We start from the raw sequence: 13,711 nt of genomic DNA, 5'->3' as shown, positions 1-13,711 counted from the left end.
GTCCATCCCGGCATCCGAAACAGGATGTGACGACGATGGCGAAGAAATCCCTCCAGCTCGGCCGCGCGGTCGAGTGGCCGCACACACCGGAAGAAGCCCAGCTCGACCGCGTGCCCAACCCGCAAAAGGGCACCGACTACCTGGTGCGCTTCACCGTGCCGGAATTCACCTCACTCTGCCCGGTCACGGGACAGCCGGATTTCGCGCATCTGGTGATCGACTACGCGCCGGGTGCGTGGCTGCTGGAGTCGAAATCGCTGAAACTTTACATCGCGAGCTTCCGCAATCACGGCGCCTTCCACGAGGACTGCACCGTGATGATCGGCAAGCGTATCGCGAGCGAGATCAAGCCGAAATGGCTGCGCATCGGCGGCTACTGGTATCCGCGCGGCGGCATCCCGATCGACGTGTTCTGGCAGACCGGCCGTGTGCCGAAGGGCCTGTGGGCGCCGGAGCAAGGCGTCGCGCCCTATCGCGGGCGGGGATAGCTCGCTGTTGTCCCACTTGGCGCGGCATTGACCGACGTGCTCAGGCCCGAGCGTCTGACGGCGCCCGCGGCTTAAGCAGCTTCGCGCAAACGAAGCCCAGCACCACCATGATCACGGCGCTCGCGAACAGGGTCGGCATCTTGCCGGCGTGCTGGAGGCCGAAGCCATAGGCGAGCGGCCCCACGATCTGCCCCATGAAGAAGAAGAACGAATGCAGCGACAGCGCGGTGGCGCGTGCCTCGACCGAGAGTTCGCTGGCGAAGACCTGCAGACAGCCGTGGGCGATGTAGAACCCCCATCCCATCACGATGAGATTCAGGGCCTGCACCTCCCAGCGTGGCCCGAAGGCGACGGCAATGAGCTGTGAGGCAACCAACGTCATGCCCGCGATCATCATGCCCTTCATGCCTAGCCACGGCAGCAGGCGCGACACCGTCAGTGTGTAGAACAAGCCGCCGACCGCAAAGCCCGCGATGACGATACCGGCGATCGAGAGCGAGGTCTGCCCGAGCTCGAACAAGAACGAGGCGATGTAGGGAAACAGGCCGAGCACGCAACAGCCCTCGATGAACACGGCCGAGTAGCAGACATAGGCGTTCGGATTGGTGAAGATGGTGCGATAGCCGGCCTTCAGCGCCGACAGGCTCGTCTTCGGCGGATGCTTGACCTTGGCGCCATGAAAGCCGGCGGCAACCGCGATCGAGGCGGCGATCACGAGCACGCCGAGCACTGCGAGCACGCCGCGCCAGCCGAGAAAATCGCCGATCAGCCCGGAGGCCGAGGCGCCGAGCAGATTGCCGGTCATCGCGCCGGCGAGCGTGCGGCTGATCGCGACTTGGCGTTTCTCGGGCCCAACGAGATCGCTGGTCAGGCTCAGCGCCACCGGAAACACGCCGCCGGAGCCGATGCCGGCGAGAATGCGGGTCGCAAACAAAACCGAGAACGAGGTCGAGAGCGCGCCGAGGATGTTGGCAAGGCCGAGCAGCGCGAGGCAGCCGATCATCAGCCGCGTCTTGCCGAACAGATCGGCGGCAGCGCCAATTATGGGCTGGATGATCGAGAAGGTGAAGGCGAACACCGCGGCAAAACCCGCGGCGGTCGCGATGCTGACGCCAAAGTCCTCGGCGACATGCGGCAGCACCGGATCGAGCGCGCGTGCCGAGAGCGCTGCGGCGAAGCTTGCGCCTGATATGACGTAGAGCGCTGTCGGCAAGCCGTGATCGTGCGGCCGCGCCTCGCCGTGCTGCATCAGCGCGGGCCGGTTTTGGCAGATTCTTTGGCGAGCGCGTCGAACGCCATCAGTCTAGCGATCAACCCCTCGAACTGGCGCAGCGGCACCATGTTGGGGCCATCGGAGGGCGCGCGATCAGGATCGGGATGGGTCTCGATGAAAACGCCAGCCACGCCAACGGCTACAGCCGCGCGTGCCAGCACCGGCACGAATTCGCGCTCGCCGCCCGACGACGTCCCCTTCCCGCCCGGCTGCTGCACCGAATGGGTGGCATCGAAGATGACAGGGGCGCCGGTGGTGCGCGCCAGGATCGTCAGCGCGCGCATGTCGGAGACCAGCGTGTTGTAGCCGAAGGAGGCGCCGCGCTCGGTGACGAGCACGTTGGGATTGTTCGCGCTGGTGATCTTGGTGACGACATTGGCCATGTCCCAGGGCGCCAGGAACTGGCCCTTCTTGACGTTCACGACCCTTCCGGTCGCGGCCGCAGCGAGAAGGAGATCGGTCTGCCGGCACAGGAAGGCGGGTATCTGCAAGACGTCGACGGCCTGCGCCACCTCGGCGCATTGCGTGGCCTCGTGCACGTCGGTCAGCACGGGCAAACCGAGCGAGGAGCGGATCTCCGCGAAGATCGGTAGCGACTGCGCGAGGCCCAGCCCGCGCGCCGCGGATGCGCTGGTGCGGTTGGCCTTGTCGAACGAGGTCTTGTAGACGAGGCCGATGTTCAGCCGCGCCGCGATCTCCTTCAGCGCGGAAGCCACCTCCAGCGCATGCTGGCGGCTCTCGAGCTGGCATGGCCCGGCAATGACCGAGATCGGCAGGTCATTGCCGAATTTGACCGTGCCAATGGTGACGACCGGCGCCGCTGACGTCGAAGAGCTCAAGGCAAATCCCTCGTTTCGGCGCGACCATAGCCGTGATGAGGGTCGGATCAACCCTATTCGGCCAGGGCGGACAGAATATCAGGGTTGCGCCAGGGTTCCTCGCCACGCGAGGGATCGCTACTTGACCACTGAGAAGGCGGTCGGCGCCAGGATCTGGCTGACGATGTTGGCGACGATCTGGCCGTCGGCTTCGCTCTCGGCGCGCGCTTTCATCCAGTCGGGATCGGCAATGAACTTGCCCCACTTCGTCTCGCGCTCGGCGAGCGACTCCCAGGCCAGGAAATAGGTCAGCTCCTGGTTGGATTCACCGATCAGCGTGGTGAAGAACCCGGCCTGCTTGATGCCGTGCTTCTCCCAAATTTTCAGCGTGGCGGTCTCGAACCGCTTGAGCAGTGCCGGCAGGCGGCCGGGCACGCAGCGATACTGGCGCATTTCGTAGATCATTCATGTTCCTCCCTGAACAGGTCCGGCGGTTATAGCGGCTGGTCCCGACGGTGTCGCGAGCCCCGCCCGGTTGCCCCTGTGGCGTTCTGCGCATGGCTTGAGGTCAATCGGGGCCACTCCGCCGCAACTGGTTCCCGCAATGCTGCCGCAATGATGCGGCCGCTAGAATGGCGCGGTTGAGGTTGAGGTGGCCGATCATGCGGATTTTACTCGTCGAGGACGAGGCCGAAATGGCTGATGCACTGGCGTCGGCGCTGAAGCGCTACGACATGGTGGTGGACCATGCCTCCTCGCTCGCCGAGGCCGAAGAGGCCATTTCTGCCGATGTCCACGCCGCCGTCCTGCTCGATCGCCAGCTTCCCGATGGCGACGGTCTCGCTTTGATCCCGAAACTGAGGGCGCGCGCCGACGGCGTGCCGATCATCGTGTTGACGGCGCGCGGCGAACTCGCCGACCGGGTCGCCGGACTCGACAGAGGGGCGGATGACTATCTGGCAAAACCGTTCGCGGTGGAGGAATTGCTGGCGCGTCTGCGCGCCGTGCTGCGCCGGCCCGGCCGGCTGCAGCCCGACATCATGCGCGCCGGCCGCCTCGCCTTCGACTTCGGCCATCGCGAGGCAACCGTCGGCGGGGCTCCGCTCGAGCTGCCGCGGCGCGAGCTTCTGGTGCTGGAAGCCCTGGTCCGCCGCATGGGCCGGACGGTGCTGCGCTCGGCGCTGGAAGAAGCCGTCTACAGTTTCGACGACGAGATCCAGTCGAATGCGCTCGATACGCACGTGTCGCGGCTGCGCCGCAAACTGTCCGAGGCCGATGCGCGCGTGGAGATCCACGGCATCCGCGGCGTCGGCTATCTCCTGAAGAAGCTGCCGTGAGCCGGCACGACGACCCATACTGCCTGCGCTCGCGGCTGAGCTGGCGGCTGCTTTCACTGCAGGCCGCGCTGCTCGTCGCTCTCGTCGCCATCGTCGTCGGCGCGCTCTGCGCCTCGGGCTTCGTGCTGACCCAGCGGGACGAGGACCGCGTAATCGACATCGTGCAGCATGCGCTCGCGCGCGATGCCCAGGGTGGCCTCACACTGCGACCGACCGACGAGCTGAAACAGTTGCGCGCAGAGACCCCCGACCTCTGGTTGCTGGTTCGCGACAGGCAGGGGCATTCCCTCAGTGAGGGGCCCGTCCCGGGCGAATTCGCCGCCATCGGCGGCGCCCTCGACCAGATCAGCCAGGCGCGGCTCGGCTGGCAGCTCTTCGAGGACGATCCGCGCAAGCCGCCGGCACGGCTGAAGCGCATCGACACCGGGGCCGGCAATGTGCAGGTCATCACGGCGACGCAGGGAAAACTGACCAGTGCCAAGGCCGTGTTCACGACGTCGCTCGTGTTGCTCGGCATCGCACTTCCCGGCCTGCTGTTGATGGGGACCGCGACATTCATCGCAACACCGGTGATCTTGCGGCGCGCGTTCAGGGGACTGGATACGACCGCGGACCAGGCGCGGCGGATCGATATTCACCAGCGCGGCGCGCGGTTGTCGGCGGATTACATTCCGCTGGAGGTCGTGCCGCTCGTGACCGCGATCAACGACGCGCTGGCGCGGCTCGACGAAGGCTATGCCCGCCACAAGCGCTTCGTCGCCGATGCCGCACACGAACTGCGCACGCCGATCGCGATCCTGAACACGCGTCTGGAGTCACTTCCGCCGGGACCCGACAAAACCCGCCTGATCGAGGATGCCGCGCGGCTCGCTACGCTCGCCGAGCAATTGCTCGACATCCAGCGACTCGACTGTTGCGGACATCCTTTCGCGCGGGTCGACCTCGTCGCAATCGCCCAGGGTGTCGCCGCCGAGCTTGCCCCGCTTGCCATCGCTGCGGGTTACGAGCTGGCGCTCGACGCACCGGAAACACCGATCGAGACACTCGGCGACACGGCCGCGCTCGAACGCGCGCTGACCAACCTCGTGCAGAATGCCATCCAGCACGGCCCGCGCCGCGGCACGATCGGCATCCGCGTCAGCGAGCCCGCATGCATCGAAGTCACCGACGAGGGCGCGGGCATTCCGCCCGATCAACACGAGCTGATCTTCGAGCCGTTCTATCGGCTCACGCCGCTCGATCGCGGTGCCGGCCTCGGCCTCAACATGGTTCGCGAGATCGTGCAGCTGCATCGCGGCCACGTCTCGGTGCTGGATGGAGCGAACGGCGGCGCATGCTTCCGGATCACATTGCCGCTGATTCGCGCCAATTGATCTTGGTCCGCATCGCCTCCGCAATGCTGTCGCAATGCATTCCCGTGAGATTGCGAGCCGCCTCTGATTTGCGAGGCGCGAAGCAAAATACCGGAGTGCGCATGCCCAACGATTTCCTCTCGTTCTTCCTCGCCTGGATGTCTGCCCCGCGTCAGGTCGGAGCGATCGCGCCGTCGAGCGCGGCACTGGCCGATCTCATCACGCGCGAGATCGACGCATCGACTGGCCCGATCCTCGAGCTCGGCCCCGGCACCGGCGCATTCACCTACAAGCTTTTGAAGCGCGGCGTGCGCCAGGAAGACCTCACGCTGGTCGAGTACGGCTCCGATTTCATGAAGCTGCTGCAGATGCGCTTTCCCGGGGCTCGCGTGTTGTGGATGGATGCTGCCCGGCTCACCACGCATCGCCTTTATGAAGGCGCGCCGGTCGGCGCCGTGATCAGCGGATTGCCGCTGCTCAACATGTCAATGCGCAAGGTCGTCTCGATCGTCAGTGGCGCATTCAGCTACATCCGCCCGGGCGGCGCGTTCTATCAGTTCACCTATGGCATGAGCTGCCCGGTGCCGCGCCCGGTGCTCGACCGGCTGGGCCTGCGCGCCAAGCTGGTGGATCGGGCGATGCTGAACGTGCCACCCGCTGCCGTCTACAGGCTGACGCGGCGGCCGCGGATCAAGGTCGTCACGGGATCGCATTCGTCGCCAGAGGCTTCACGGCCGATCAAGCTAGATGATCAAACCAGCCGGCTCTGCACCATCGCCGCCTGAATGAAGGACGCGAACAGCGGGTGCGGCTCGAAGGGCCGCGACTTCAGCTCGGGGTGGAACTGGACGCCGATGAACCACGGATGATCCTCGTACTCGACGATCTCCGGCAGCACGCCGTCGGGCGACAACCCTGAGAATTTCAGACCGTGCTGCTCGAGGCGGTCCTTGTAGGCCGTGTTGACCTCGTAGCGATGGCGGTGGCGCTCGGAGATTTCCGTCGCGCCGCCATAGACCTCTGAGACGCGGCTGCCACGATTGAGCGTTGCCGGATAGGCCCCGAGCCGCATCGTGCCGCCGAGATCGCCGGCCTGCGAGCGCTTCTCGAGCTCGTTGCCGCGCAGCCATTCCGTCATCAGGCCGACCAGGGGCTCCTTGGTCGGACCGAACTCGGTGGAGTTGGCGTCCTCGATGCCGACGAGGTTTCGCGCGGCCTCGATCACAGCCATCTGCATGCCGAAACAGATGCCGAAATACGGCACGTCGCGCTCGCGCGCGAACTGCGCCGCCTTGATCTTTCCCTCCGCGCCGCGCTGGCCGAAGCCGCCGGGCACCAGGATGCCGTTGACGTGCTCGAGGAACGGCGCCGGATCTTCCTTCTCGAAGATCTCGCTCTCGATCCAGTCGAGATTGACCTTCACCTTGTTGGCGATGCCGCCATGCGACAGCGCCTCGATCAGCGACTTATACGCATCTTTCATGCCGGTGTACTTGCCGACGATGGCGATGGTGACGTTGCCTTCGGGATTGCGCACGCGCTCGTTGATCTCTTGCCAGCTCCGCAGCTCCGGCGGAATCCGCGAGCCGATGCCGAAGGCGGCGAGCACTTCATCGTCGAGGCCCGCATTGTGATAGGCCTCAGGGACAGCGTAGATGTTGTCGACGTCGCGCGCCTCGATCACGGCGCTTTCACGCACGTTGCAGAACAGCCCCAGCTTGCGCCGCTCCTCTTTCGGGATCGCGCGGTCGGTGCGGCAGAGCAGGATGTCCGGCTGGATGCCGATCGAGCGCAGCTCCTTCACCGAGTGTTGCGTCGGCTTGGTCTTGAGCTCGCCGGCGCTGGGGATGTAGGGCAGCAGCGTCAGATGGATGTAGACGGCGTGATCGCGCGGCAGCTCGTTCTTGAGCTGGCGGATCGCCTCGAAGAACGGCAGGCCCTCGATGTCGCCGACGGTGCCGCCGATCTCGACCAGCACGAAGTCGTAATCGTCATTGCCGTCGAGGACGAATTCCTTGATGGCGTTGGTGACGTGCGGAACCACCTGGATGGTCGCGCCGAGATAATCGCCGCGGCGCTCCTTGGAGATGATGTCCTGGTAGATGCGCCCCGTGGTGATGTTGTCGGCCTTGGTCGCCGGCCTGCCGGTGAAGCGCTCGTAGTGACCGAGATCGAGATCGGTCTCCGCGCCGTCATCGGTCACGAACACTTCGCCGTGCTGATACGGCGACATCGTTCCGGGATCGAGGTTGAGATAGGGGTCGAGCTTGCGGAGGCGGACCTTGTAGCCCCGGGCTTGCAACAGCGCACCGAGTGCCGCCGAAGCCAGACCCTTGCCGAGCGAAGAAACCACGCCGCCGGTGATGAATATGTACCGCGCCATGGGACTTAACCTCTAATCCCTCGAATTCGATTCGCCAAAGCGATTCGTATTCCGCCCCAAAGATTCTGCGGGCCTGTGGGTGATCCAGAACTGAAAGTGGTGACAGTGCCTTGATGGGGATTTTTGCTGCAGGACGGTAGAAGCCGCCCTGCATGGCCCCCCTGCTTTATTGCGAGCGCGGCACCTGCGGACCGGCGGGCGCCTGGTTCTGCTGCTGCTCGTCGGCCTTCTTCAGCGAATCCAGGATGCCGCCTGAGGTCGGCGGCGCGATCGGCGCCCCGCCGGCCGGCTGGGTCTGCGACGGCTGGCCGATGATCGACGACGGCTTGCGGTCGTAGCCGGCGTACCAGGACAGGAACAGGCTGGTGAGGAAGAAGCCAACGGCCAAAACCGCAGTGGTCCGCGTCAAAAGGTTCGCCGTGCCGCGGCTCGACATGAAGCCCGCGCCTCCCCCCATGCCGAGGCCGCCGCCTTCCGACTTCTGGAGCAGGACGGCGCCGATCATGACGGCGACGATCATGAGGTGGATGACGATGACAACGGTCTGCATAGTATCCTTCCGTCACAAGCGGGCGGCGCCTGACGGCGGCCGATCGCGCTTCGCGGGTTTTCCTGAAGTTGCGCGGTGTTACACGATCGGAGGGGGTATTGCCACCCCCGATCGGGCCCGGACCAACGGTTTGAATGAGCTAGGGACAGCCCTTGGCGATCGCAAGGAAATCGGCCGCCTTCAGGCTGGCGCCGCCGACCAGCGCGCCGTTGACGTTTTTCACCGCCATCAGCTCGGCCGCGTTCGAGGGCTTGACCGAGCCGCCGTAAAGGATCCGCATCTTGGCACCCTCGGCCTTGAACCGGGCAATCAGGAGTTCCCGGATAAAGCCATGAATCTGCTCGACATCCTGGGAGGTCGGGGTCAGTCCGGTGCCAATGGCCCAGACCGGCTCATAGGCCACGACCAGATTGGCCGCGGTGGAGCCGTCCGGCAGCGAGCCGTCGAGCTGGCCACGCAGGATATCCAGGGTCTGGCCGGCATCGCGCTGGCCTTGCGTCTCGCCGATGCAGACGATCGCCGCCGCCCCGGCGCGCCAGGCTGCCTCGGCCTTGTGTCGGACCAGGGCATCGCCCTCGCCGTGGTCGGCGCGCCGCTCGGAATGGCCGACGATGATGGCAGTTGCGCCGGCATCCACCAGCATTTCGGCGGCAACATCGCCGGTATGGGCGCCGGAGGCCTTGGGATGGCAGTCCTGGGCCCCCACCGCGACCTTCTTGCCCCGCGCCTTGTCGGCGAAGGCGGCGATCAGGGTTGCAGGCGGGCAGACCAGCAGGTCGGCCTTGGCAGCCACGTCCGCCGCGCCGTTGAGCATGGCGTCGAATTCGGCAACCTGGGCCTTCAGGCCGTTCATCTTCCAATTGCCGGCGATCAGCGGTCGGATGGCGTCGGTCATGTCAATGTCCAGCAAAATGAGGTTTGTGCATGCGCTAGCAGAGCTGTCGCCGCAGTTCCAGAGACCAGGGGCTTTTAACCGCAGCTTCGAGGCGTCGCATGAGGCGAGGTTGCGGGGGGAAAGCCGCCACTTTATGATGATCTATCAATTTGGTGACGCGCTTTTGCGGAATCTGCATTAAGACGCGCTCCCGTTCCCCTCCTGCCAAACAAGTTGGACCAAATGCTTCGAGGAATGCGCAAGGCCTCATCAAACTGGCTCGGCAAGACCATTATGGCCGTGGTGATGGGCGTGTTGATCGTCAGTTTCGGCATTTGGGGCATCGCCGACATCTTCCGCGGCTTCGGGCAGTCCACGGTGGCCAAGATCGGCAGCACCGAGATTTCGCTCAACGAGTTCCGCCAGATCTACACCGACCGCTTGCAACAGATCAGCCGCCAGTTCGGCCGTCCGCTGACGCCCGATCAGGCGCGTGCCTTCGGCCTCGACCGCCAGGTGCTCCAGCAGACCATCGCCGAAGCCGCCATCGACGAAGAGGCGCGCCGGCTCGGGCTCGGCCAGTCCGACGACCAGATCCGCCAGGTCATCATGAATGACCCCAACTTCAAGGGCGTCGGCGGCAACTTCGATGCGAATCGCTTCCAGGCCGTGATCCGCAATTTCGGCTATACCGAGCAGCGCTACGTCGCCGAGCAGCGCAAAGTGTCGCTGCGCCGGCAGATCACCGGCACGATCGGCGCCGGCCTCGAGCCGCCGAAAACCATGCTCGACGCGCTGACGCGCTTCCAGAGCGAGCAGCGCGCCATCGAGTTCGTCAGGCTCGACGCCGCGCAGGCAGGCCAGATCGAGGCGCCCTCGCCCGAGACGCTCGCCGCCTATTTCGAGGATCACAAGGTCCAGTTCCGCGCGCCCGAATACCGCAAGATCGCCTTCGTCGTGGTCTCGCCGGAGGAGATCGGCAAGTGGTCCGAGGTGTCGGACGAGGACGCCAAGAAGGCGTTCGACCAGCGCAAGGACCGGCTCGGCACGCCGGAGAAGCGCCAGATCCAGCAGATCGTGTTTCCGAACGTGGCGGAGGCGCAGACCGCACGCGAGCGCCTTGTCGGCGGCATGACGTTCGAGGATCTCGGCAAGGAGCGCGGGCTGAGCGCCTCCGACGTCGATCTCGGGCTTGTGACCAAGTCTTCGCTCGATCCGGCCGTTGGCGATGCCGCCTTCGCGCTTCCTGCCGGCGAGATCAGCCAGCCGATCCAGGGCGGGCTTGGCGTCGCGATCGTCAAGGTCGACAAGATCGAGCCGGGCAAAGAAGCGGACTACGCCAGCGTTGCGGGCGAGATCAAGCGCGAGATCGCGACCGAGCGCGCGCGCGTCAAGGTCGCCGATCTCCGCGACAAGATGGAGGACGAGCGCGGCGGCGGCTCCAGCGTGATCGACGCGGCGCAGAAGCTCGGGCTCACGGCGGTGACCATCGACGCCGTCGACCGTTCCGGCCGCGCCCCGAACGGCCAGCCGGTCGCCAACATTCCGCAGGGGCTCGACGTGGTGTCGCAGGCCTTCAACACCGACATCGGCGTCGACAACGACTCGATCTCGTTCAAGGGCGGCTATGTCTGGTACGACGTCATCGCGATCACGCCCTCGCGCGACCGCAATCTCGACGAGGTCCGCGACCAGGTCGAGGCGCGCTGGCGCCAGGACCAGGTCGCGGCCAAGCTGAAGACCAAGGCGACCGAGATGGTGCAGAAGCTCGAATCCGGCAGCAAGCTCGCCGATGAAGCTGCTGCGATCGGCGCCAAGGTCGAGACCGCGACCGGCTTCAAGCGCGATGACTCGCCTGCCGGCGTACCCGCAACCGTCGTATCGGCCGCCTTCCGCACCGCCAAGGACGGCGTCGGACAGACCCCCGTGAGCGGCGGCAGCGAAGTGATCATCTTCCGCGTCACCGACATCGTCGAACCCGTGGTCGACGCCGCTTCCGACGCGGTGAAGAAACTGAAGGACAGCCTCGACCGCGCGCAGACCGAGGAGCAGGTCGCTTCCTACGTCAACAAGCTTGAAACCGACATCGGGACCACCATTAATCAGGCCGCCTTCGCGCAGGTGACCGGCGCGAACCAGTGAGTTGAAAGCACGCGATGGACGACCTGAAATCGATCATTGGAAAAGTGGCGACCGGCGCCAGCCTGTCGCGTGACGAAGCCGCCTCCGCCTTCGACGCCATGATGTCGGGCGAAGCCACGCCCTCACAGATGGGCGGCCTGTTGATGGCGCTCAGGGTGCGCGGCGAGACCGTGGACGAGATCACCGGCGCCGTTACGGCGATGCGCTCCAAGATGCTGGCCGTGACGGCGCCGCCTGACGCCGTCGACATCGTCGGCACCGGCGGCGACGGCTCCGGCTCGGTCAATGTCTCGACCTGCGCGTCCTTCATCGTCTCGGGCGCCGGCGTGCCGGTGGCCAAGCACGGCAACCGCGCGCTGTCCTCGCGCTCGGGCGCCGCCGACGTGCTGGCCTCGCTCGGCGTGAAGATCGACCTCAGGCCCGAGCAGGTCGGACATTGCGTGCGCGAATGCGGCATCGGCTTCATGTTCGCCCCCGCCCACCATCCCGCCATGAAGAACGTCGGCCCGACCCGGGTCGAGCTTGCCACGCGCACGATCTTCAACCTGCTCGGCCCCCTGTCCAATCCGGCCGGCGTCAAGCGGCAGATGGTCGGCGTATTCTCGCGGCAATGGGTGCAACCGCTGGCGCAGGTGCTCAAGAACCTCGGCTCGGAATCCGCCTGGGTCGTGCACGGCTCCGATGGCCTCGACGAGATCACCCTGACCGGCCCGACCTTCGTCTCCGCGCTCCACAATGGCGAGATCCGGAATTTCGAGGTGACGCCGGAGGAGGCCGGCCTGTCGCGCTGCGAGACCGGCGCACTCAAAGGAGGCGACGCCGAGGCTAATGCGATCGCGCTGCAAGGCGTGCTCGACGGCAAGCCGAGCCCCTACCGCGACGTCGCGCTGATCAACGCTGCCGCCGCGCTGGTCGTGGCCGGACGCGCCAAGGATCTCAAGGAGGGCGTTGCGATCGGCGCGAAGTCGCTCGACAGCGGCGCCGCAAGCGCGCGGCTGAAACATCTGATCGCGGTCTCGAACGGCTGAGCCTGACATGTCGGATATCCTGACCAAGATCGAAGCTTACAAGCGCGAGGAGATTGCCGCGGCCAAGCGCGCGCAGCCGCTCTCGATTGTCGAGGCACAGGCCAAGGCGCAAGCCGCACCGCGCGGCTTCATGCGCGCGATCAAGGCGAAGCACGCCAATGGCGACTATGCGCTGATTGCCGAGATCAAGAAGGCCTCGCCGTCGAAGGGACTGATCCGCGCCGATTTCGATCCGCCCCAGCTTGGCAGAGCCTATGAGGCCGGCGGCGCCGCCTGCCTTTCGGTGCTGACCGATACGCCGTCGTTCCAGGGCCATCTCGACTTCATGGTGGCGGCGCGCGCGGCAACCTCGTTGCCGGTGCTGCGCAAGGATTTCATGTTCGATACCTATCAGGTGGCGGAGGCTCGCGCGCATGGCGCCGATTGCATCCTGATCATCATGGCCGCGCTCGACGATGCGACCGCCAGGGATCTCGAAGATGCCGCCTTCGCTTACGGCATGGATGTGCTGATCGAAATCCACGACCGTGCTGAGCTCGACCGCGCGCTGAAACTTCGCTCGCCCATGATCGGCGTCAACAACCGCAATTTGCGTACCTTCGAGACCACGCTTGCGACCAGCGAGGCGCTGGCGCCGCTGATCCCCGCGGACCGGCTGATGGTCGGTGAGAGCGGCATCTTCGCAGCCGCAGACCTTGCGCGGCTCGAGCGCGTCGGTATGTCGACCTTCCTGGTCGGCGAGAGCTTGATGCGGCAGGCCGACGTCACCGCCGCCACGCGCACGCTACTCGCGCGCGAGACGGCACCGCGCGCGACGGGCACGCGCTGACATGGCGCGCAAGCCTTCCAAGTCCAAGGCCGGCCCTGCCCTTACCCATATCGGCGCCTCCGGCGAAGCGCGGATGGTGGACGTGACGGACAAGCCCGCGACCGAGCGGCTTGCGGTGGCGGAAGGCCGCGTCATCATGACCAAGGCGACGCTCGATCTGATCGTGTCCGGCAACGCCAAGAAGGGTGACGTGCTCGGCACCGCGCGCATCGCCGGCATCATGGCCGCCAAGCGCACCTCCGAGCTGATCCCGCTCTGCCATCCGCTCGCGCTGTCGAAGGTCACGGTCGAGATCGAGCCCGATGCGAAACTGCCGGGCTGCCTCGTCCGCGCCAGCGTCAAGGTCACTGGTCCCACCGGCGTCGAGATGGAGGCGCTCACGGCGGTCTCGGTCGCCTGCCTCACCATCTACGACATGATCAAGGCGGTGGAGCGTGGCGTGCGCATCGAGGGCATCCATCTCGTCGAGAAGCTCGGCGGCAAGTCCGGCCATTACCGCGCCTGAAGCGCGTATTTCGGCGACCGACCTCCTGCGTCGCGCGCATCGGTTGCCTTTGTGCCCGGTCGTTCATATCGCGTTAACCGCGCTTCCTAACTTCGCCTCCACACCGTTCCCGTAAACCAACGGATGTTTCCG

The 13,711-nt window shown here is 65.8% G+C and carries 14 protein-coding genes; 8 read left to right on the top strand and 6 right to left on the bottom strand.

Going from position 1 to position 13,711, the window contains the following annotated elements; genetic code table 11:
* Positions 1-35 precede the first annotated feature (35 nt).
* Positions 36-488 (top strand): preQ(1) synthase, encoded by a 453-nt coding sequence (gene queF, locus XH85_RS22545; protein ID WP_164940410.1) that lies wholly within the window; start codon positions 36-38, stop codon positions 486-488.
* A 40-nt stretch (positions 489-528) separates the two neighbouring features.
* Here the strand turns inward: queF and XH85_RS22540 are convergent, their stop codons facing one another.
* From XH85_RS22540 to XH85_RS22530, 3 genes are all read right to left on the bottom strand, one after another.
* Positions 529-1,737, bottom strand: a complete 1,209-nt coding sequence (locus XH85_RS22540) for an MFS transporter (protein ID WP_128933530.1) — start codon at positions 1,735-1,737, stop codon at positions 529-531.
* Complete coding sequence (kdsA, locus tag XH85_RS22535) at positions 1,737-2,600, bottom strand: 3-deoxy-8-phosphooctulonate synthase (RefSeq protein WP_128933529.1); 864 nt, start codon at positions 2,598-2,600, stop codon at positions 1,737-1,739. The genes XH85_RS22540 and kdsA overlap by 1 nt, the downstream gene beginning before the upstream one ends.
* Positions 2,601-2,717: 117 nt before the next feature.
* On the bottom strand, positions 2,718-3,044 hold the full coding sequence (locus XH85_RS22530; RefSeq protein ID WP_128933528.1) for an NIPSNAP family protein: 327 nt from the start codon (positions 3,042-3,044) through the stop codon (positions 2,718-2,720).
* Positions 3,045-3,241: 197 nt separating this feature from the next.
* Here XH85_RS22530 and XH85_RS22525 point away from each other — a divergent pair, with 197 nt between their 5' ends.
* From XH85_RS22525 to XH85_RS22515, 3 genes are all read left to right on the top strand, one after another.
* Positions 3,242-3,916: a response regulator transcription factor gene (locus XH85_RS22525; RefSeq protein WP_128933527.1), complete on the top strand. Its 675-nt coding sequence runs from the start codon at positions 3,242-3,244 to the stop codon at positions 3,914-3,916.
* Positions 3,913-5,289 (top strand): sensor histidine kinase, encoded by a 1,377-nt coding sequence (locus XH85_RS22520; protein ID WP_128933526.1) that lies wholly within the window; start codon positions 3,913-3,915, stop codon positions 5,287-5,289. The genes XH85_RS22525 and XH85_RS22520 overlap by 4 nt, the downstream gene beginning before the upstream one ends.
* Before the next feature lie 101 nt (positions 5,290-5,390).
* Entirely contained in the window at positions 5,391-6,053 is a 663-nt protein-coding gene (locus tag XH85_RS22515; protein ID WP_164940409.1) for a class I SAM-dependent methyltransferase, read from the top strand.
* Here XH85_RS22515 and XH85_RS22510 read toward each other — a convergent pair.
* The 3 genes from XH85_RS22510 to tpiA all read right to left on the bottom strand — a co-directional run bounded on the left by XH85_RS22510 (position 6,020) and on the right by tpiA (position 9,096).
* The gene (locus XH85_RS22510; RefSeq protein ID WP_128933524.1) at positions 6,020-7,651 is read right to left on the bottom strand and encodes a CTP synthase; all 1,632 of its coding nucleotides are present in this window, start codon (positions 7,649-7,651) and stop codon (positions 6,020-6,022) included. The genes XH85_RS22515 and XH85_RS22510 overlap by 34 nt on opposite strands.
* A 166-nt stretch (positions 7,652-7,817) precedes the next feature.
* Positions 7,818-8,201 carry a preprotein translocase subunit SecG gene (gene secG / locus XH85_RS22505; RefSeq protein ID WP_128933523.1) on the bottom strand — a complete coding sequence of 128 codons (384 nt, stop codon included), beginning with the start codon at positions 8,199-8,201 and terminating at the stop codon, positions 7,818-7,820.
* Positions 8,202-8,340: 139 nt separating this feature from the next.
* Positions 8,341-9,096 carry a triose-phosphate isomerase gene (gene tpiA, locus XH85_RS22500; RefSeq protein ID WP_128933522.1) on the bottom strand — a complete coding sequence of 252 codons (756 nt, stop codon included), beginning with the start codon at positions 9,094-9,096 and terminating at the stop codon, positions 8,341-8,343.
* Positions 9,097-9,318: 222 nt separating this feature from the next.
* Between tpiA and XH85_RS22495 the strand changes: the two genes are divergently transcribed.
* Genes XH85_RS22495 through moaC form a run of 4 tightly spaced genes read left to right on the top strand, consistent with a single transcriptional unit; the run spans position 9,319 to position 13,579 of the window.
* The gene (locus XH85_RS22495) at positions 9,319-11,217 is read left to right on the top strand and encodes a SurA N-terminal domain-containing protein (protein ID WP_128933521.1); all 1,899 of its coding nucleotides are present in this window, start codon (positions 9,319-9,321) and stop codon (positions 11,215-11,217) included.
* Between the two features lie 14 nt (positions 11,218-11,231).
* On the top strand, positions 11,232-12,245 hold the full coding sequence (gene trpD, locus XH85_RS22490) for an anthranilate phosphoribosyltransferase (RefSeq protein WP_128933520.1): 1,014 nt from the start codon (positions 11,232-11,234) through the stop codon (positions 12,243-12,245).
* 7 nt (positions 12,246-12,252) lie between these two features.
* Positions 12,253-13,074 carry an indole-3-glycerol phosphate synthase TrpC gene (gene trpC / locus XH85_RS22485; protein ID WP_128933519.1) on the top strand — a complete coding sequence of 274 codons (822 nt, stop codon included), beginning with the start codon at positions 12,253-12,255 and terminating at the stop codon, positions 13,072-13,074.
* A 1-nt stretch (position 13,075) separates the two neighbouring features.
* Positions 13,076-13,579 (top strand): cyclic pyranopterin monophosphate synthase MoaC, encoded by a 504-nt coding sequence (gene moaC, locus XH85_RS22480; RefSeq protein WP_128933518.1) that lies wholly within the window; start codon positions 13,076-13,078, stop codon positions 13,577-13,579.
* Positions 13,580-13,711: the final 132 nt, after the last annotated feature.

It is taken from the genome of Bradyrhizobium zhanjiangense, from assembly GCF_004114935.1.
Taxonomy (GTDB): Bacteria; Pseudomonadota; Alphaproteobacteria; order Rhizobiales; family Xanthobacteraceae; genus Bradyrhizobium; species Bradyrhizobium zhanjiangense.
The sequence above is the reverse complement of the archived record's forward strand: the minus strand, read 5'-3'. Positions and strand labels throughout refer to the sequence as shown.